This is a genomic window from Polynucleobacter sp. AP-Elch-400A-B2, from assembly GCF_018688355.1.
Taxonomy (GTDB): domain Bacteria; phylum Pseudomonadota; class Gammaproteobacteria; order Burkholderiales; family Burkholderiaceae; genus Polynucleobacter.
On the sequence record NZ_CP061317.1, the window covers coordinates 1,958,023 to 1,977,458 of the forward strand.

The 19,436-nt window shown below is 46.0% G+C and carries 25 protein-coding genes; 8 read left to right on the forward strand and 17 right to left on the reverse strand.

Translation table 11 applies throughout. The features are described 5' to 3' along the window. Window positions 1–2: 2 nt before the first annotated feature. The 7 genes from FD977_RS10060 to FD977_RS10090 all read right to left on the reverse strand — a co-directional run bounded on the left by FD977_RS10060 (window position 3) and on the right by FD977_RS10090 (window position 5,828). A complete protein-coding gene (locus FD977_RS10060) occupies window positions 3–272 on the reverse strand; it encodes an HPr family phosphocarrier protein (RefSeq protein WP_015422104.1) in 270 nt (89 codons plus the stop codon). A gap of 8 nt (window positions 273–280) precedes the next feature. Then, window positions 281–715 carry a PTS sugar transporter subunit IIA gene (locus FD977_RS10065; protein ID WP_215305467.1) on the reverse strand — a complete coding sequence of 145 codons (435 nt, stop codon included), beginning with the start codon at window positions 713–715 and terminating at the stop codon, window positions 281–283. A gap of 2 nt (window positions 716–717) precedes the next feature. Further along, complete coding sequence (gshB, locus tag FD977_RS10070) at window positions 718–1,659, reverse strand: glutathione synthase (protein ID WP_215305468.1); 942 nt, start codon at window positions 1,657–1,659, stop codon at window positions 718–720. Window positions 1,660–1,676: 17 nt separating this feature from the next. Continuing rightward, window positions 1,677–2,975, reverse strand: coding sequence for a glutamate--cysteine ligase (gene gshA / locus FD977_RS10075; protein WP_215305469.1), 1,299 nt, complete (start codon window positions 2,973–2,975; stop codon window positions 1,677–1,679). A gap of 106 nt (window positions 2,976–3,081) precedes the next feature. After that, window positions 3,082–4,545: an ammonium transporter gene (locus FD977_RS10080; protein WP_215305470.1), complete on the reverse strand. Its 1,464-nt coding sequence runs from the start codon at window positions 4,543–4,545 to the stop codon at window positions 3,082–3,084. Window positions 4,546–4,558: 13 nt separating this feature from the next. After that, window positions 4,559–4,897, reverse strand: coding sequence for a P-II family nitrogen regulator (locus tag FD977_RS10085; protein WP_011903792.1), 339 nt, complete (start codon window positions 4,895–4,897; stop codon window positions 4,559–4,561). Between the two features lie 25 nt (window positions 4,898–4,922). Further along, window positions 4,923–5,828 carry a TorF family putative porin gene (locus FD977_RS10090; RefSeq protein ID WP_215305472.1) on the reverse strand — a complete coding sequence of 302 codons (906 nt, stop codon included), beginning with the start codon at window positions 5,826–5,828 and terminating at the stop codon, window positions 4,923–4,925. Between the two features lie 259 nt (window positions 5,829–6,087). Here FD977_RS10090 and FD977_RS10095 point away from each other — a divergent pair, with 259 nt between their 5' ends. Beyond that, window positions 6,088–6,342, forward strand: coding sequence for an accessory factor UbiK family protein (locus FD977_RS10095; RefSeq protein ID WP_215305474.1), 255 nt, complete (start codon window positions 6,088–6,090; stop codon window positions 6,340–6,342). Window positions 6,343–6,366: 24 nt separating this feature from the next. On the opposite strand, the gene FD977_RS10100 is transcribed toward FD977_RS10095, so the two are convergent. From FD977_RS10100 to FD977_RS10130, 7 genes are read right to left on the reverse strand one after another with little or no spacing between them, the layout of a single operon-like run. Next, the gene (locus tag FD977_RS10100; RefSeq protein WP_215305476.1) at window positions 6,367–6,942 is read right to left on the reverse strand and encodes a hypothetical protein; all 576 of its coding nucleotides are present in this window, start codon (window positions 6,940–6,942) and stop codon (window positions 6,367–6,369) included. A gap of 4 nt (window positions 6,943–6,946) precedes the next feature. After that, complete coding sequence (gene lipA, locus FD977_RS10105; protein ID WP_251369484.1) at window positions 6,947–7,963, reverse strand: lipoyl synthase; 1,017 nt, start codon at window positions 7,961–7,963, stop codon at window positions 6,947–6,949. After that, window positions 7,960–8,604, reverse strand: a complete 645-nt coding sequence (gene lipB / locus FD977_RS10110; RefSeq protein ID WP_215305478.1) for a lipoyl(octanoyl) transferase LipB — start codon at window positions 8,602–8,604, stop codon at window positions 7,960–7,962. Before lipB ends, lipA begins: the two co-directional genes overlap by 4 nt. 9 nt (window positions 8,605–8,613) lie before the next feature. Further along, the gene (locus FD977_RS10115) at window positions 8,614–8,883 is read right to left on the reverse strand and encodes a YbeD family protein (protein ID WP_215305480.1); all 270 of its coding nucleotides are present in this window, start codon (window positions 8,881–8,883) and stop codon (window positions 8,614–8,616) included. A gap of 31 nt (window positions 8,884–8,914) precedes the next feature. Further along, window positions 8,915–9,631 (reverse strand): alpha/beta hydrolase, encoded by a 717-nt coding sequence (locus FD977_RS10120; RefSeq protein WP_215305482.1) that lies wholly within the window; start codon window positions 9,629–9,631, stop codon window positions 8,915–8,917. 21 nt (window positions 9,632–9,652) lie between these two features. Next, window positions 9,653–9,961, reverse strand: a complete 309-nt coding sequence (locus tag FD977_RS10125) for a ferredoxin (RefSeq protein ID WP_215305484.1) — start codon at window positions 9,959–9,961, stop codon at window positions 9,653–9,655. A gap of 12 nt (window positions 9,962–9,973) precedes the next feature. Beyond that, window positions 9,974–11,068 carry a VanZ family protein gene (locus FD977_RS10130; RefSeq protein ID WP_215305486.1) on the reverse strand — a complete coding sequence of 365 codons (1,095 nt, stop codon included), beginning with the start codon at window positions 11,066–11,068 and terminating at the stop codon, window positions 9,974–9,976. A gap of 46 nt (window positions 11,069–11,114) precedes the next feature. Between FD977_RS10130 and FD977_RS10135 the strand changes: the two genes are divergently transcribed. Both FD977_RS10135 and FD977_RS10140 read left to right on the forward strand, forming a co-directional pair. Further along, entirely contained in the window at window positions 11,115–11,915 is an 801-nt protein-coding gene (locus tag FD977_RS10135; protein ID WP_215305487.1) for a biotin--[acetyl-CoA-carboxylase] ligase, read from the forward strand. Next, a complete protein-coding gene (locus FD977_RS10140) occupies window positions 11,912–12,745 on the forward strand; it encodes a type III pantothenate kinase (protein WP_215305488.1) in 834 nt (277 codons plus the stop codon). The genes FD977_RS10135 and FD977_RS10140 overlap by 4 nt, the downstream gene beginning before the upstream one ends. A 1-nt stretch (window position 12,746) precedes the next feature. Here the strand turns inward: FD977_RS10140 and rfaE2 are convergent, their stop codons facing one another. Beyond that, complete coding sequence (gene rfaE2, locus FD977_RS10145; protein WP_215305489.1) at window positions 12,747–13,238, reverse strand: D-glycero-beta-D-manno-heptose 1-phosphate adenylyltransferase; 492 nt, start codon at window positions 13,236–13,238, stop codon at window positions 12,747–12,749. A gap of 102 nt (window positions 13,239–13,340) precedes the next feature. Between rfaE2 and FD977_RS10150 the strand changes: the two genes are divergently transcribed. From FD977_RS10150 to FD977_RS10170, 5 genes are read left to right on the forward strand one after another with little or no spacing between them, the layout of a single operon-like run. Beyond that, a complete protein-coding gene (locus FD977_RS10150) occupies window positions 13,341–13,901 on the forward strand; it encodes a glutathione peroxidase (protein WP_371743110.1) in 561 nt (186 codons plus the stop codon). Continuing rightward, entirely contained in the window at window positions 13,901–15,289 is a 1,389-nt protein-coding gene (locus FD977_RS10155; protein ID WP_215305491.1) for an NAD(P)/FAD-dependent oxidoreductase, read from the forward strand. The genes FD977_RS10150 and FD977_RS10155 overlap by 1 nt, the downstream gene beginning before the upstream one ends. Then, entirely contained in the window at window positions 15,290–16,075 is a 786-nt protein-coding gene (locus FD977_RS10160) for a DUF1365 domain-containing protein (RefSeq protein WP_215305492.1), read from the forward strand. After that, on the forward strand, window positions 16,072–17,367 hold the full coding sequence (locus FD977_RS10165; RefSeq protein WP_215305493.1) for a cyclopropane-fatty-acyl-phospholipid synthase family protein: 1,296 nt from the start codon (window positions 16,072–16,074) through the stop codon (window positions 17,365–17,367). The genes FD977_RS10160 and FD977_RS10165 overlap by 4 nt, the downstream gene beginning before the upstream one ends. Beyond that, on the forward strand, window positions 17,364–18,140 hold the full coding sequence (locus tag FD977_RS10170; RefSeq protein WP_215305494.1) for an SDR family oxidoreductase: 777 nt from the start codon (window positions 17,364–17,366) through the stop codon (window positions 18,138–18,140). The genes FD977_RS10165 and FD977_RS10170 overlap by 4 nt, the downstream gene beginning before the upstream one ends. Window positions 18,141–18,149: 9 nt before the next feature. Here the strand turns inward: FD977_RS10170 and FD977_RS10175 are convergent, their stop codons facing one another. Together FD977_RS10175 and FD977_RS10180 are read right to left on the reverse strand one after the other, a co-directional pair. Continuing rightward, window positions 18,150–18,812: a thiol:disulfide interchange protein DsbA/DsbL gene (locus FD977_RS10175; RefSeq protein WP_215305495.1), complete on the reverse strand. Its 663-nt coding sequence runs from the start codon at window positions 18,810–18,812 to the stop codon at window positions 18,150–18,152. Then, complete coding sequence (locus tag FD977_RS10180) at window positions 18,809–19,417, reverse strand: SPOR domain-containing protein (RefSeq protein ID WP_215305496.1); 609 nt, start codon at window positions 19,415–19,417, stop codon at window positions 18,809–18,811. Before FD977_RS10180 ends, FD977_RS10175 begins: the two co-directional genes overlap by 4 nt. Window positions 19,418–19,436: the final 19 nt, after the last annotated feature.

A 19,436-nucleotide genomic window follows, 5' to 3' on the forward strand; every position in this document is an offset into this window, starting at 1 on the left:
CCTTATTCGCCCTCACCAAATCGATCGTTGATTAATGCAGTTAAAGCTTGCATTGCCTCATCTTCTTTTTCCCCAACAGTTTCTAAAGTGACAGTACTCCCAATCCCAGCGGCCAGCATCATGACGCCCATAATGCTCTTGGCATTGATTTGACGACCATTGCGAGACAAGAAGATTTCGCATGGAAACTCAGCAGCAAGCTGTGATAGCTTGGCTGATGCTCGAGCATGTAAGCCCAACTTATTAATAATTTCTATTTCAGCAACTGGCATAGCGAATCCTATTTCTCTGTAGTGGCTTGTGGGGTTTTAGAACCTAAACGTAAGATGCCATTTTGACCACCCTGAAGCGCTTTATGAGCTAATTCTTCCAGGCCCTCGCCGCGATGGGAGATGCATCGCATCAGCATGGGTAAATTAAGGCCCGCTAAAACAATAACGGGAGCATTCAAACCCGAAAGTGGGCCCAGAGCTTCAAGCTTAGACGCCACATTGGCTGGGGTAGCGCCCATCACATCAGTCAAAATCAAAACGCCCTGACCTGTGTTCACTCCGTAGGCTGCTTTTAAGAGCCGATCGAAACTGATTTTTATATCTTCGTAGGGCGGAATATCTACAGCCCTCACTCTCTCCGGTGCCACACCAAAGGCATGCTCAGCAAAACCAAGCATCGCGCTTGCTACTGGGGTGTGGGCAACTATGACGATTCCAACCATATTTATGCCAATGCCTTTTCAAGCGCCGTTAACCAAAATTTTGGGACATCAAATCCACTTTGTTCAGTAATTTCTACAAAACAGGTTGGACTAGTCACATTAATTTCTGTGACGTATGCCCCAATTAAATCTAATCCTACCAAGAATAAGCCTCGGGCATTCAAAATGGGAGCCAAGCGCTCCGCAATTTTTCTCTCAGCGTCCGTTAGTGGCATTGCCACTCCCTTACCCCCTGCAGCCAAATTGCCTCGGATTTCACTACCCTGCGGAATGCGAGCTAATGAGAATGGCACTACCTCACCACCGATCAGCAACACCCTTTTATCGCCTTGCTTAATCTCTGGTAAGAATCTCTGCACCATCAAAGTACGTGCGCCATTTTCACCTAAGGTCTCAACAATGCTGGCAAGATTTAAAGCATCTGGCCCAACACGAAATACACCCATACCCCCCATACCATCTAGGGGCTTAATCACAATGTCTTGATGCTCTTGATGAAACACTTCAATCGCACTGAGTTCACGCGTTACTAAAGTTGGCGGAATAAGTTCGGGAAACTCAGTGATGGAGATCTTTTCGGAATGATCCCGAATAGCAGTTGGATTATTGAATACTTTCGCACCCTGACGAACCGCAGTAGACAGTAGCCAGGTTGTATTGAGATATTCAATATCAAATGGCGGATCAGTGCGCATCATGACTGCGTTAAAAGTATTTAGAGGGCGATCTTCTACAGCGCCCAATTCAAACCATCCGGTACCGCTTGGTTTGATATCAAGAGCCTGGCAATCTGCCACGACAAAATCTTTTCTCCAGAGGATATTGCGACTTTCGCAAAACCAAAGTTGATGCCCTGCTTCTTGCGCAACTCGCATCATTGCTAAGGTGGAATCTTTACTAATCTTAAAAGACTCTAAAGGATCCGCAATGAAAAGCAGGTTCATGTCAGTATCCGAATAAATTAAGCAGCTTCAGCATTAGGATCAGAGCGCTCTAGTTCTAGAGAGGCTGCCAGCAAGGCTAGGCGAGCGACGACGCCATACAAATAAAAGCGATTTGGCGGTGCACTGCCAGGCTTTGCACCTAAATCTGGGATAGAGTTTTGTTCAAATGCCAGAGGTACAAAATGCATGCCTGGAGCATTCAAATTCTCATCAGGGCCGCGGTCTGTATGCACTCGATAGAAGCCACCAATCACATAGCGATCGATCATGTACACCACTGGCTCCGCAACAGCTTCATTGACTTTCTCAAAGGTATAGACACCTTCTTGAATCAATACATCACTTACCTCAAGACCTTCTTTTACAACACTCATCTTGTTGCGATCTTTGCGGTTCAGGTCTTTGAGCTGTGAAGGATCATTCACCACCATGATGCCCATACCGTATGTTCCAGCATCCGCCTTAACTACAACGTACGGTTTTTCTTTAATACCGTACTCACGGTATTTCTTAGCAGTCTTCTTGAGAACTTTCTCGACAGCCGCTTGTAATTCTTCTTCGCCCTTGCGCTCATGGAAATTCACATCAGAGCAACTAGCAAAGTAGGGGTTAATCATCCAGGGATCAATATCAACTACCTTCGCAAACTTCTTAGCAACCTCATCGTAAGCAGCGAAGTGTTTAGACTTGCGGCGGACATGCCAGCCAGCATGCAGACCTGGTAAAAGATACTGCTCATGCAGGTTTTCTAAGATCGGAGGAATGCCTGCTGATAAATCATTGTTTAGCAAAATTGAGCAAGGGTCGAAATCTTTTAAACCAAGACGCTGCTTCTTTAAACCTAAACGAGATAAAGGTTCCATTAAGAGACGATTGCCATCAGGCAAGTCAATCCAAGTTGGCTTTTTAATCTCATCAGACAAAGTACCTAAACGCACATTAAGACCTGCTTGACGCAAGATCGAAGATAAACGCGCAATATTCTGTAAATAGAACGTATTGCGAGTATGTCGCTCAGGTATCAATAGTAAATTTTTTGCCTCAGGACAAATCTTCTCAATTGCAGCCATTGCCGCCTGAACTGCTAAAGGCAACATTTGGGGTGAGAGGTTGTTAAAACCACCTGGGAACAGGTTGGTATCAACTGGTGCAAGCTTAAAGCCCGCATTACGCAAGTCAACTGAGCAATAGAACGGCGGAGTGTGCTCTTGCCACTCAAGCCTGAACCAGCGCTCAATCGTTGGAGTTGCTTCTAATACCTTCGACTCAAGATCGAGAAGGGGACCGTTTAGGGCAGTGATGAGATGTGGGACCATTTCACCATTGTAAGATTTTTTAAAAGAAAGACGCGGAATCCAAGGATTCCGCGCTTAAAAACCGGGCAGTTTACTAAAGCCGCCCAGTGAGGGGTAAATCTACTGATTAAGACTCGTAAGCAGTCTCACCGTGTGAGCTGATATCCAAACCTTCGCGCTCTTCATCTTCTTTAACACGTAGGCCAACTACTAAATCAACCAATTTGAAGGCGATATAAGAAACCACACCTGACCAAATTAAGGTAACGATGACGCCTTGGCTCTGAATCCACAATTGGCTAGCAATGGAGTAGTCAGGGGCTGCAGCATTCGCTACATAATCCCAAATACCTGTTCCGCCTAAAGCTGGGTCTGCGAACACGCCAGTTAACAAAGCGCCCAAAATACCGCCAACGCCGTGCACACCGAATACGTCCAAGCTGTCATCTGAGCCCAAAAGCTTCTTGAGACCGGTAACACCCCATAAGCAAACTACACCAGCAGCAGCACCGATTACAAGGGCGCCCATTGGGCCTACGAAACCAGCAGCAGGGGTAATTGCAACTAAACCTGCTACGCAACCAGATGCACCACCCAACATGGAAGGCTTACCTTTAAGAACCCACTCAGCAACTGACCAGCTCAGTACTGCTGCAGCGGTTGCAAATAATGTGTTTACGAATGCCAAGGCTGCACTGCCGTTTGCTTCGAGAGCAGAACCAGCATTGAAACCAAACCAACCGAACCACAAGAGTGAAGCACCAATCATGACGAATACTAGGTTGTGCGGCTTCATTGCCTCTTTGCCGTAACCCAAACGTTTGCCGATGACGAATGAACCTACCAAACCTGCAATCGCAGCATTGATGTGAACAACGGTACCGCCAGCAAAGTCGAGAACACCCTTCTGCCATAGCCAACCAGCACGCGCTGTGATTGCCTCAAGTGATGCTGCATCTTTGATGTCATCAGGACCAGGCCAGAACCAAACCATGTGAGCGATTGGCAAGTAGCTGAAAGTGAACCAAAGAATGACAAACAATACGATTGCAGAAAACTTAGCACGCTCAGCAAATGAACCAATGATCAAGCAGCATGTGATTGTTGCAAACGCAGCTTGGAAGGCCATAAATACATACTCAGGAATCACAATTCCTTTACTAAATGTAGCGGCAACTGAATCTGGAGTAATACCAGCTAAGAACAAGCGATCGAGTCCACCGACGAATGCGCCACCTTCAGTAAATGCAAAGCTGTATCCATAGAGAGCCCACAACACGGTGATCAATGCAAACACAAACATACACTGTACTAGTACAGAAAGAATGTTCTTACTACGTGTCAAACCGCCGTAGAACAAAGCCAAACCCGGCAATGTCATCAAGATTACTAATGCAGTACACACTAGTACCCAAGCTGTATCACCCTTGTTCGGAACTAGTGCAGGAGCAGCAGCAACTGCAGCTGCGGCTGCTGCGGCAACAGGCTTAGCCTCATCAGCAAAAGCTGGCGAAGCTACCATGACACTGGTTGCACCAATAGCCAAGGCCATTGCGCTTGCAGCTAGGAGTCGTTTCATCCAAGTTAACATTTTGAACCTCTCTTTAAAGTGCTGACGCGCCGGTTTCACCGGTACGAATGCGAATGACGTGTTCAACTGGGGAGACAAAAATCTTGCCATCGCCAATTTTTCCAGTACGAGCGGATTTTTCAATTGCTTCAATCGCTCGCTCCAAGATGCCATCTTCAACAGCAGCTTCAATTTTTACTTTCGGCAAAAAGTCGACTACATACTCAGCACCGCGATACAACTCGGTGTGACCTTTTTGACGGCCAAAGCCTTTAACTTCAGTGACGGTGATGCCCGAAACTCCCACTTCCGAGAGAGCTTCGCGCACTTCGTCAAGCTTGAAGGGCTTGATGATTGCGGTAATTAATTTCATACGTTTCTCCGTTCAGAGGAAAGAATTAAAAAGCTTTAGTAAGAGAGATCAAACCACCTGCTTTACCGGCATTTGAATTTTGCGGAGTTGCATAAACAGGGTTACCAGCATATGTTTTAGCATTTGTTCCTACATATGCGATGGCTCCTGATAGGCCGCCGCCAAAATCTTTGGTTAAACCAAGTTTCCAATCAGCATAGCTAAAGTTATACGCAGAAGAATTATTGCTAATCATCTGGTACCCTGCATGCGCATTCAAAGCTATCCCATAAACGCCGGTGTCATAATTTACAGTCAGATCAGGATATGTAGAGCCAGTACTGTTATAGATACCAAATAGTGGTGTAACTGCATATGACAATTTAGCAAAGCCTGTTACGGGTCCGAAAGTAAAGTTTTGGGCTGCATATATTTCAGTAGTGTTCGGACTAACACCAGCACTTTGACGTGCTGCACCCAAGGCAGTAGTGTTTGCTGTTGCAGATGCAGTTCTGCTTACGCCGTTAATACCGGGCAGACCTTGGGTCGGATAGTAATATTGCAAAACACCAACATCAGTTGCAAAGCCTTCAGCAATGAATTCTTTTTTGAATCCAGCATAAAAATCCATCTCAAGTGGTGCAGATACTGTTGCAGTTCTTGTTGGAGATCCTGCAACGCCGTATCCATCACCAATCCAGCTAATCGAGCTATTCCAGTTACCAACATAAAAACCGCTTTCATGGGCATAGTCAAAGCCACCCTGAATTGCTGGCTTAAAGTTTGACTGGGTCAGACCGCGATAACGGTAATCATTCACCACTGTTACGTTAGCTGTAATAGGGCTTGCTTCTGGAGCCTCTGGCGCAGCTGGTGCTGTTTGCGCAAATGCTGTTGTTGCGAATAAGCCAGAAGCTGCAAGAGCGATGGCTGACTTTTGAATCGTTTTCATATGAAACTCCTTAGTGGTCATAAAAAAGGGATAGATGCTTTATTGCATGGAGTGATCATGACGGATGGGGAGATCACGTATTTGTCACAATTCCCCTAAATAAGGCTTATGCACAATTTTGGTGCTTAGATATGCACTATTTTCGTTCATTTAGGTGCATATCCGGCTTTTTTAGTTGGTTTCGCCTGCTTTTAGCCCGACAACTTAAAATACTTTCTTAATCCTTTACGCAAATTTCAAAAGAACGGCGGGCAGCATTATGCAAAAACCAGGTGAAATCATAGAACAAATCCAGCGTATTGCTAGCGATATGCAGAACAAGGTTGGGGATGCTATTCGTAATTCACCAGCGCAAGAGATTGAAAAGAACGTGCGCGCCATGATGAATCAAGGTTTTCAGAAAATGGACTTGGTTACTCGCGAAGAGTTTGAGTTGCAATCCAAGGTACTAGCAAAGACTAGAGAAAAGTTGGAAGCTCTCGAAGCTAAAGTAGCTGCCTTAGAAAAGTCTTAAGCAGTATCTAGTTTCATCTGGAAATTATTCTGGATGAAACTCATCAAAGAAGTTTAAGTACGCCTCTTCAGAGAAAAATGTTTTGGCATTCACTCGCGCTGGTGCAGTGTGCAAAACCGAGACCTGATAAATCCAAACTCCATTATCTGCTGTCATTCTGGTGATCCAACGAACACGCATTGACTGCTCTACTCTGCCAGAGGATTGAAACTCTAAAAAATAATCTTTAGTAGCGGCGCGCTGTTTATTTGCAGTCCGATAAAGAGCATCAACATTGATGGCACTCCCTTGGTTTACATTTGCGCGGCTAAATAAGTTACCTTGCATCTGCTCTAATAAATTAGGCGCTAGGCTAACTTGATTTTTACTCAAACGAATCGCGCTCACCGAATAAATATCATCATCAATCTTTACCGCTTCTAAGGTTTGTGGAATTTCTTGATTTTGATATGGGAGTTTTCTCTCGATCTTTTCAGGCTTACCCGGAAAGAGAGCGGTGTAAGCCTCTTGTGGAGACTGCACAGTGCGCCAATCTAATTTAGGGCTACAAGCAGAAAGTAAAAATGCAAGCGCCAAAACTACACAAAACTTTTGGAGCATAACTTTAGATAACACCTGCACTGTGCGCTTGTTGGTCAGCATGATAGCTAGAGCGCACCATCGCGCCCACGGCAGCATGTGAGAAGCCCATAGCGTAAGCCTCTGCCTCAAATTGCTTAAACACATCTGGATGGACATAACGCTGAACTGGAAGATGATGACCTGACGGTGCTAAGTACTGACCAATCGTCAACATATCGATATTGTGCTCACGCATATCGCGCATCACCGCCAAGATCTCTTCATCCGTTTCGCCTAAGCCCACCATCAAACCGCTCTTGGTTGGAATATGTGGGAAGCGTTCTTTAAAGTCTTTCAACAACTTCAACGAGTGTGCGTAGTCTGCGCCAGGACGCGCCTGCTTATATAAACGCGGCACAGTTTCTAAATTGTGATTCATGACGTCTGGCAGGCCTTTTGGCGCATGCTCAGAAAAAATATCTAAAGCCTTGTCTAAGCGGCCACGGAAATCCGGTACCAACACTTCAATACGTGTATTCGGGGAGAGATCGCGTGACTGAGAAATACAGTCCACATAATGCATCGCACCACCATCACGTAAATCGTCGCGATCTACGCTAGTAATCACCACATAATTTAATTTCAGGGCGGCAATCGTACGCGCTAAATTACCTGGTTCTTTTGCATCCAAGGGATCTGGCCTGCCATGACCCACGTCACAAAATGGGCAACGACGTGTACATTTATCGCCCATGACCATAAAGGTAGCCGTGCCTTTACCAAAGCACTCACCAATATTAGGGCAACTTGCTTCTTCGCAAACTGTAACTAACTCATTTTCTCGAAGAATCTTTTTAATCTCAGAGAAGCGAGAATTTCCAGAAGCGGCTTTTACTCGAATCCAATCGGGCTTTTTGAGTACTTGCTCCAGGGGAACAATCTTGATTGGAATGCGTGCAGTTTTCTCACTCGATTTCTGCTTGCGGGAGGCATCGTAGTTGAGATCCTGGCGACTATTGATAGTAGCGGTGGTATCGAGTTCCGGCTTATTGGTGGTCATGATGAAATCAGTTGCTTTTGCAAATGCCCTAAAAGGGTTTGGCTAATAATGTCTATATTGTCCTTGATCCCAAGAGTTTGCATATCTACAGTCCTTAAGCCCTCATACCCACATGGGTGAATACGGGCAAAAGCAGCCAAATCAGTAGACACATTAAGGGCAAGCCCATGATAAGAGCACCCCTTGGAGACCTTGAGTCCCAGGGCGGCAATCTTGGCACCTCGATACTCTGCCTGTATTGAACTCTCCTGGGCAATATAAATACCCGGCGCTCCAGCATGTCTTTCTGCCTGAATACCAAAATCTGCCAAGGTATCAATCAAAGCCTGCTCGATTCGGGTGACAAGCTCTTTTACAAAAATACCCAAACGTCTCAGATCGAGCAGTAAATACACCACGATTTGTCCAGGCCCGTGATATGTAATCTCACCACCACGATCAACCTGTACTAATGGAATTTGATTACTAGGGGAATGTAAGTTACCCGCATCCCCCGCTAAGCCCAAAGTAAAGACCGGGGGATGCTCAAGAATCCAAATTTCATCTGGGGTATCACTATCTCGCTGCTGCGTAAAATCCCGCATCGCTTGATAGGTTGACTCGTACTCAGCTAACCCTAAATGTTTTACTAAAAAACTCATACCGATAATTTAGAGGACAACGCTAACCAAAGGATGCGTAGATAAAGTGCGATACAACTCATCTAACTGCTCTCGGCTAGTAGCAGTGATTGGCAATGTAATGCCTAAATAATTTCCATCTTTGGAGGGTCGCTGCTCAACCTTACTCTCATCGAAGGTAGGATCAAATTGGCGAGCAATGTGCAAGATTGCGGGCAGATATTCGGGATTAGCTTTACCCATTACCTTGATCGGAAACTCTGATGGATATTCGATAAGGGATTTTTTATCTTCAGTCATATGCTTTTATCTTTTAACTTTTCTGTTTACTTTATTGATTACGGTGATCGGGCATGCCCAACCAGGCGCTAGTAATGATGTTACGTATGCAATGTAAACGTCGATGGAAAAAATGATCGGCACCTGGCACCACTTGAACTGTTAACTCTTGAGGACGCGCCCAATCTAAGACATCAATCAAGGGAATGGTTTCATCTACCTCACCATGAATCAAAATCGTATCAGCAGGCACGGGTGCTAAGACCCATTTGCCAGCCGCACTACCCACCATGACGAGCCGCTCAGCTGGGCGCCCTAGCTCTGCCAAGCGCTGAACCAAATGGGTACCAACAAAACTACCAAATGAAAAGCCAGAAACCACTAAAGGCAAAGTATTGGCAGTCTCTACCCATGCCTGTTGCGCAGTCGCCTCAAGTTGACTCCAACTAGAAGGAGTGCGCATCCAATCGGTGACGTGCAGCAAGTCTTCCATCTCACCGACACCGTCATCATGCATACCAGCGGTAGCACCTACTCCGCGAAAATTAGGGCGCACGCTCACGTAACCCAATTGATTAAAAGCACGCGCCATGGTTTGCGCAACCTTGTTATCCATCGTTCCGCCCATCAGTGGGTGTGGATGCGCAACTAAAGCCAAACCTCTCACCAAAAAATCAGGATTATTTTTTAATTCGTCTGGCAGATCAATCGACATTTCGATTTGACCTACAACACCATCAATCTGAATTATTTTGGTACGGCTATTCATGAAAGAACTTTCTGAAATCTTTTAAGCTAACTGCAGGCGCTCTACTGGGCGTCCTTGTATTAAGTGTGACTGGATGATTTCTTCGATATCTTCAGTATCGATAAAGGTATACCAAATACCCTCTGGATAAATCACCGCCACCGGGCCATCAGCACAACGGTCTAAACACCCTGCTTTATTAATGCGGATGTTTCCTGGACCAGATAAGCCTAACTCTTTGACACGCTTTTTTGCGTAATCAAAAAGGGCAAAAGCATTATGACGATCACAACAATCTTCGCCGTTACTGCGCTGGTTTAGACAGAAAAAAACATGGTGTTTAAAACTCATATGTCACCTCAATCAAGGTTTTAAATTAAAGGTGGTTCTATTTCGGAGTACCCAAAATAATGCTAATGGCAACCATACTACTGAAACCCATTGCATTAATTCATTAAAATGCAATAGCCGACCTTGATACCAATGTCGTAATGTCAGAATGAAATAGGGATTGTCTGGTAGCAAATTAATTACCAAGGTGGCAGTGACTAAGCAGGCGATTGCAAGCCAAGCTTTGCTGGGTAAAGAAAACTGAAGAGCCCATCTCAACAACAGACTGCCCAGCACCATTCCCCAAATAGCCCCTGCGGTGAGCCACAACAAACCAAATTCCGTCCCGAACTGTAATGCAGTAAAGGCAATCTTCACTAAAACAGTAAAGCAAAGCAGACTATTGAGTATTTTCCACTGAGGCGCTTTTGCACGCATCCCTAAAGATAGCAAGAGTCCAGTGCCGAGCCAACAAACCGCCGTAATGATGGATTCTTGAATAACATGATTGACCACCATGGTGCCCCAGTCGACCGAGGCAAAAATGGCATGCCCCCATACTCCCGTTCCCAACCAAGAGCTCTGGGGATAGATCTGAGCCCAGGGAAAAAGTAAAAATAAGGCGCAAGCAGCCCAGTTCACGCCAAACCATTGGTCAAAGCGACGACGTATTGCACTTCCAGAGAGCCACTGGGGGCCCAATGGAATGGCTAATAAGCCACCCATCAAACCGCCCAATACATTGGCCCACCAATCCATTTGGCTTGGAATACGAGTGGGTAGCCAAGTTTGTAGGGACTCCACACTAAAAGCCAATGCCGCACTAAAGCTCAAGGCAACGCTTAAGGCAACAAAATTACGCCAACGTGGGTAACAAGCAAAGACCAGCAGAAACCCCAAGGGAATATAGGCCAAGACATTGACCAACACATCAAAGAGCGTAATAAAGCGAGGTAAGGGTGCATCCAACCATGCCCATGGGGCGATCCCATTGGAAAAGTTGAAATCAAAGGGATTTAGGCTGACATAGATAATTAAAAGCGCATAGCTCAAACTAATGGCCCTAGCCAAAGGCATTGCCTGGAGAGGCCAAACAAACTTGCGAGGACGCTGATCTTCGTGTTGCATTCCCTTATTCTAGGTCAGCCAGCCTAGATCTTTCTACAATAGAAAAATGAGCCCGAATTGCATTCTTGAACGCGTTGCCACCACCAAGTCAACTAATGATGATTTATTGGCTCGTTGGCGTGCCGGTGAATTAATTGATCCCGTAGCTCGCATAGCCCACGATCAGACCTCTGGCAAGGGTAGAGCTGGCAGAGTTTGGCTTTCCAAGCCTGGAGATACCCTATGCTTTTCCTTGGCATACCCATTCGATAAACGCCCCCAAGAGCTGAGCGGACTTAGTCTAGTTATTGGACTAGCAGTTATTGCCGGTATTGCTGGAGCTTTGCAGATCCATGAAACCACTCTCCATCAACAAGGTCTAAGACTGAAGTGGCCTAACGATTTACTACTGAACAATGCCAAACTTGGTGGCATCCTGATTGAAGGCGGACAAAGTAGTCCAAGTTCACCCACTTGGATGGTGATCGGGCTAGGCCTGAACTTACGTAATGCAGCATTGATTGGGCAGAACTCAGAAAATCAAGTCTCTTTTTCTGCTGCCGCTTTGGATCAACTCGCACCTCATCACGTGCCGATTCCGGATGTGGAGTTCATTTGGCTAAAAATGATTGAGTCATTTGAAAGGCATTTAACCCAATTTGAACAGCATGGGTTTGGCTACTTTCAAGATTCCTGGTCGCACTGGGACGCCTTTCATGGTCAGCCTGTTTGCATATCAGGTGCCGGCAAAGAGCCCGTCACTGGAGTCTCTTCCGGAGTGGATGATTCTGGTGCACTTATTCTTCATCAGCATGACAAATCTATCGCTATTCATGCGGGCGATGTTTCTTTGCGAGTTCAATCATGAGTCTGTATTTGGTATTTGATCTTGGAAACACTCGACTCAAGTGGGCCGCGGTCGAATCTACACAAAACATTGCAGACCGCAATAAAAAACTGTGGGCATACTCTGGGTCGATCAGCACCAAATCTTTTCAGTCAGCCGAACTACGCGCTGAGCTGTCTGACTATATTTCTAAAACCTTACCTAAGCCAGATGCTATTGCCTTTTGTTGCGTAGCAGGCGATGCTGCTATTGAAAATCTACGCAGTCTGTTTCCGCAATGGCAAGATCTTGAGTGGAAACAGTTCACAGGTGGTAGTCCTTACGAGGGCTTACGAACACTCTATCAAGACCACAGCAAATTGGGAGCAGATCGATGGGCCGCACTGATTGGCGCAAGAGCTCTCTCTAGTACTAACACGCTGGTGATCAACGCTGGGACGGCCACTACCATTGACTTACTGGGTGGCAATGGCGTCCATTACGGTGGCTGGATCTTGCCAGGCTTAAGTCTGATGCAAGAAAGCCTGCAACAAAATACGGCTCAACTTCCATTAGTAGTCCGTGTCAATCAGCCCGAAGCTCAGGCGAGCTTTGGTAGCACTACAGATGAGGCGATTACAGGCGGTTGTGATGCGGCGCAAATGGGGGCAATTCTGCGCGCAGCCTATTTAGCTAAAGGGATGAATCATCCAGTTGAGCGAATTTGGCTTGATGGGGGCAATGCCAAAATTTTGGCAAATGAAATTAAACAGTTTCCAGAGTTGGCAGTGCTGCCAGTAGATCCGATTGAAGGTTTGGTGCTACGCGGGCTTTGGGCTTGGCTCTTACAAAACTTGAAGGCCACCAAGTAAGTCAACTTGTGCGGATCTTGCCCAATAGCGTTGTTGTGGAGCGCTCATATAAAAATGGGATCGCTACCGCTACACCACCCCAAGTTTTCACGAGGCGGGTCTCCTCCAGGGAATCGATTTCATAATCCCCACCCTTGACGTAAATATCGGGATGAATCTTGGCAATCAGATTCACCGGGGTCTGTTCTGTAAATAACACTACCAAGTCGACACTCTCAAGCGCTGCCAATAAAGCCTGGCGATCAGCCTCGGTATTAATTGGCCTGTCATCACCCTTACCCAACATCTTGACCGAGGCATCTGAATTCACCCCCACTACCAGGCTAGCGCCCAAGGCTCTAGCTTGGGCTAGATAGCTGGCATGCCCTCGATGCAGGATATCGAAGACGCCATTCGTAAATACCAAGGGTCTGGGAAGCGCCGCAATACGAGCCTCGAGCTCAGTAGGAACGCAGACTTTAGACTCGAAAGAAGGTAGGGGTAATGAGCTCATAGCGCCATATTAATGGCATTGGGTCAGATTCAACGATTTTTGCCAGAATGTCTTAGACTTGGATATCCCCGTCCCACCCAAAGGCTTAAGATGATTCGTAATATGCCCCGGTACTTATTGGCGCTATTTTTCTTGCTGACAGCAATGTCGTTTGCAAAGGTAGCTCCCGCCGCCAGCTGCAGCCCCCTTTTATCTCACACCTTTCCACGATTGCAGGATGAGGCACCTCAAAGCCTTTGCCAATACCAAGGCAAAGTCATTCTCGTTGTGAATACAGCCAGTTTTTGTGGCTTTACGAGCCAATACGAGGGTCTGGAGAAGTTGTATGCCAAATATAAAGACCGCGGCTTGGTTGTATTGGGATTTCCATCAAACGATTTTGGCCAACAAGAGCCAGGTAGCAATAAAGAGATTGCTGACTTCTGTAAAAATACCTATGACGTGAAATTCCCCATGTTCGCCAAGAGCTCAGTTAGTGGAAGCAATCCAAATCCACTATTTAAAATGCTCATTGCTAAAACTGGAACAACACCGAAGTGGAATTTTTATAAGTACCTGATTGATCGGAACGGTAATGTAGTCGATTCGTTTGGCAGCATGACAAAACCAGCAAGCAGCAGTATTACTGGTGAAATAGAAAAACTTCTTGGAGAAAAAATTTAGTGGGTAAGAAAAAAGTTGCCATCATTGGCGCCGGCATATCAGGCTTAGGATGTGCATACGCATTAAGGCAGCATCCAGATTTAGAAATCACCGTATTTGAAGGTGGCAACCATATTGGCGGCCACAGTAATACTGTAGACCTCACACTAGAAACTCCTCATGGCCAGATGACCCATGGAGTCGATACTGGATTCTTGGTATTTAACCGCAAAACCTATCCTCGCTTAGTTCGTCTATTTGAAGAAATTCAAGTTCCGATTGCGCCATCAGAAATGTCCTTTTCAGTATCCATTGATGCGGGAGGAAAAACCGGACATAGTAGAAAAATTGAATGGGCTGGTAACGATCTCAACTCCTTCTTTGGTCAAAGGTCTAATTTGTTCTCCTTGTCATTCTGGAGAATGGCTTATGACATCTTGCGCTTTAATCGCCTCGCCACTCAACTCGCTGAAGAACAAATCACTGCCAAACTTGAGTACTCAGAACCAGATGAGCGCATTAAAGATTTTTTAGATCGCAATCGTTTTAGCACCAGCTTTAAAGAAAATTATTTCTTGCCAATGATTGGCGCTATTTGGTCATGCTCTGTTGAGCAGATGCTAGAGTTTCCGATTCAGACCATGGTCCGCTTCTGCCATAACCATGGTCTCCTGCAAATCCAAAATCGCCCGCAATGGCTTACTGTTAAAGGCGGATCCCGAGAATACGTAAAGCTTTTAGTAGCGACTCTAGAGAAGCATCAAGTCCATTTTGTACGTGAATCCGTTTCTAGAATTAACGCTAGCAAATCAGAAGATTCTCCAGTTGAAGTAATTACACCCTCTGGAATACACCAGTTTGATGAAGTGGTAATGGCTTGTCATAGCGATCAAGCCTTAGAGTTGGTGCATGGCATTGGGCAAGATGCGCGCAATATTTTAGCCTCGGTTCCTTACCAGAAGAATCGTGCAATTTTGCATACCGATATCAATTTCTTGCCCGCTACTGAACGCTGCTGGGCAGCTTGGAACTACACCGCAAAATCTGGTGCATCACCGACTGCCCAACAACACGTGAGTGTGAATTATTTAATCAATCGCCTACAGCCCCTACCCAAAGCATTCGAGGGTACACAAGTGATTGTGAGCCTAAATCCACTGAAAGATCCTAATCCAAAATTGGTGCATGAAGAAATCCATTACTCGCACCCGGTCTTTGATATGCGCGCCGTGCAGGCACAAAAGGAGCTGCCCTTAATTCAGGGTAACTCTTCAATCTGGTATTGCGGAGCATGGACCGGGTTTGGCTTTCATGAGGACGGTTTGCGCTCAGGCGAATTGGTAGCAATGGATCTGATGGAAAGTATTTCTCATCGAGTTAAATCTAGCTCCATTAAAGATTCTCAGTAAATGAATTTGCCAACGATTAATTTTGGAGCAGTAAAGCATCGGCGCTTTCGTCCCGCTATTAATGCGTTTGGCTATGGTGTATTTACTTTGTCTATTCCGATGCGCGCGCGCAGAAATAATCCAAGATTACTGAGTCAGCATGGGCTCAAGGACAAGCAATTTGGACTCTTTTCCTTTTTTGATCAAGATCATGGGTTAGGCGATGAGAACAGCCTATCCTGGATCGAATCGATCCTTAAAGAAAATCACGTTCATCATGATGATGGTGAGATTTGGCTACATACTTTTCCGCGAGTTCTCGGCTATGTCTTTAATCCGGTCAGCTTTTGGATCTGTACCCAAACTAATGGTCAAGTGCGAGCGGTGCTAGCTGAAGTAAACAACACCTTTGGCGAACGACACTGCTATCTACTCCATCATGACTCTGGTAAAGCACTGCAATCCGGAGAGACGCTGGTGAGCGACAAGGTATTCCATGTCTCGCCTTTTTGTGATGTTCGAGGGGAGTACCACTTCCGCTTTTTATTTCCACAAGATAGCAATTCAAAACGAAATATTGTTTGTCGGATTGAGCTCCACGAGGACGGGGCTCCATTAATCAACACCAGCATCAGCGGCCTTACTCAACCATTAACTAAAAGCACTCTCTACCTTGCCTTTTTGCGCTACCCCCTCATGAGTCTGGGTGTTATCGGTCGAATTCACTGGCAGGCATTGAAATTATGGCTAAAAGGTGTACCCTTTCACTCAAAACCTAAACCACCAGAACTTGAAGTTACTCGATGAATCGCCCCGGTCAAACACTGCTATCTCGCCTCACCTTCTCTCGCCCTGAAAGGCGAAAGTCCAAACCTCAACAAGGTGATGCAAGCACAGCAGCGCTCTTGGGTCTTTTGGCTCAATTGCGCAGTGGGCATCTAATACTCACCCTTCCTAATAATGAAGTAAGAGAATTTGGCAACAGCTCAGACCAACTACATGCAGAAATTCAAGTCCTAGACTGGTCTGTATTTAAGCAAGTGTTATCTCATGGTGATATCGGCTTTGCCGAAAGTTATATCCGAGGTGAATGGAATACGCCCGATCTCAAAGCGGTTCTAGAACTAGCCATTCGCAATCGCGCCATCCTAGAGAAAGCAATTTATGGCAGCTGGTTTGGCTCTATAGCCTATCGCCTGAGGCATTGGTTTAGAGACAACTCTAAATCTGGAAGCCGTAAAAATATTCATGCGCACTATGACCTAGGTAATGCTTTTTACACGCTTTGGCTAGACCCCACGATGAGCTACTCAAGTGCATGGTTTTCTGAGGGTGACAAGCAATCACTCATGGATGCCCAGCGTGCAAAAATCAAACGCATCTTAGACTCCATCCACGCTAAAGAGGGTGATCAAATCTTAGAAATAGGCTGCGGTTGGGGCGGCTTCATGGAAGAAGCCTTACGTAATGGTAATCAAGTCACTGGCCTGACTTTATCGACGGAACAAAAAGCGTTTGCAGACTCTAGACTTCAAAAGATCTCTACAGAAGTAAGCAATGCAAAGCAATTTGAGGTTCGGCTGCAAGACTATCGGGACTGTAAAGAGCAATTTGACGGTATTGCCTCTGTTGAAATGTTTGAAGCAGTTGGCGAGAACCATTGGACCGAATACTTCCAAACAGTTGCAAAGCGACTCAAAGCGGGTGGCCGGGCTTGTATCCAAACCATCGTGATCGCAGATGATTTATTTGAGCGCTATCGCCAGAGTACCGACTTTATTCAACAGTATGTATTTCCAGGGGGCATGCTCCCCTCTCCAGCTAAATTTAAGGCTGCCGCAGCTAGTGCTGGTCTAGAGCTTGAGACAGAGTTTGCTTTTGGTGCTGACTATGCCAAAACACTATGCCTATGGCGCGATAGCTTTAATCACAAGATTGAAGAAATTTATCGCCTTGGATTCGATGAGGCATTTATTCGGCTCTGGAATTTTTATCTGATGTATTGCGCTGCTGGATTTTCTGAAAAGAGTATTGATGTAGTGCAGTACACCCTCAAACATAAAGATATCATTCACTCAAGCGATGCACTACGCCCATGAAACAAAAAGGAATAGCTTCTTTTGTAAAGCAACGGATTTGGGTCATTGGAGCTTCCAGCGGTATTGGCGAGGCCTGTACAAAAGCGTTTATCAAGGCAGGTGCAAAAGTCGCACTCTCTAGCCGTCGCGCCGAGCGCCTGGATACTCTCGCACAATCTGCGGAGCCAGGACAGGCCATAGTGCTTCCATTAGATGTCACCCATCAAGAGCAACTCGACTCTGCCTACCGCAGTATCCTAGAAGCTTGGGGTGGCTTAGATCTACTCTTGTTTGTATCGGGTGTATATACCCCATTACGTGCTGATAATTTTGAATTTGAGATTGCGCAGAAAACAATTGATGCCAATTTGCTCGGTCCCATGCGGGCGGTCAGCATTGTGATGCCTGATATGCTCAAAGCACATGCTGGTCATATTGCCATCGTGGGTAGTGTAGCGGGATATAGCGGACTACCTAAAGCTTTGGCGTATGGGCCAAGTAAAGCGGGAATCATTAATTTCTGTGAAACCTTATACTACGACTTACTGCCGCAGGGCGTGAGCGTACACATGATTTCACCAGGATTTGTTGCGACAGAAGCTACCGCACAAAATGATTTTGAGATGCCAGCGCTCATTACTGCCGATGAGGCCGCACAAGAAATCCTCGCCGGACTTCAGGCTGGAGAATTTGATATTCACTTCCCTAAGCGGTTTTCAGGATTCTTAAAGTTCCTCAGAATCCTGCCTTACCCGCTTTACTTCTGGATTATCCGACGCTTCGTCAAAATCTAAGATTCTGAATTACTTGTACTTATCCTTGCGAATTTTTTGCTCTAAGTAATCCATTACAGTAATCGCTTTTGCCTTGGTTCCAGCAATGGATGGGGATGTGACGTAGCGACCCTGCATCACAACCGTTGGCACACCATCAATGCGGTAGGCATCAGCCATCTGTCTTGCAGCACGTGCTTTAGATACAACGGCAAAAGAGCGATAGGTAGCCAGGAAAGTATTGCGATCGATGCCTTGTGAGGCCACCCAATCGGCGATCTCATTTTCTGTCATGAGGCGCTTGTTTTCTTTATGCATGGCATACATGACTTTGTCATTCATCGCCTCGCCCTTACCCATGGACTCTAAGGCATAGAACAGTTGGCTGTGCGGCATGAAATCATCTCGGAAAGCCACGGGCACTTTACGGAATGTCACATCCTTTGCTTGGCGCTTAAGCCAGGCATTGAGCTCTGGTTCAAAGTCATAGCAATGCGGGCAACCATACCAAAAGAACTCGATAACCTCGACCTTCCCTTTGGCCTCAACTGGCTGAGGGATAGGCAGAATACGATAATCAAACCCCTCTTCAATCTTGGGACTTTGCGCAGCAGCAAGACCTGAAAAAGAAAATGCCAAACCAAAAATTGTGGCAGATAAAAAGGCTCTTTTAGATTTAGATAATGTAATCATGATTTACTAGATTTAATGACACTCGGTTTAATACCCATGCCATTAAGCTTATCACGCACGGGATTGCTTTCTTCAACACTGCTGTAAGGGCCAACACGCACACGCCAAAGCGTATTGCCCTCACTGCTAATCTCACTTAATTGAGATTGAATACCCTGAATCGCTAAACTCGCTTTTTGAGCATCTGCATCAGCACGCTTATTAAAGGCGCCTACCTGTAGGAAGTAAATAGCATCTGATTTTGTGGCAGGAGCCACATCTATTGGCTTCTTACCATTAGCTAAATCAGCAATTGGATCTGGCGCATTAGCGGCAGGTGCTGCAGATTTACCCTGCAAAGGCTTATTCAGATCTAGGGCCTCTGCCGGGGCAGTCACTTCACCTTCCACCGGCGCTGATCCCGACTTAATAGTTAAAGGAAGATTGGGAGCTCTAACTCCAGGGCGTTCTTGCGGTGTGTTTTTAGAGAGGTAAAAGGCAATCACAAAAGCCACGCCAAGACCAACGCCAAGCCCTAAGATGAAGCCCAGAATAGTACCGCCGTACTCCGGACTCGAAGACTGGGTCTTTGGAGTGAAGCTGGTGTGTTGATTATTTTTTTTCATCGTATCCCCATCCTTCTTT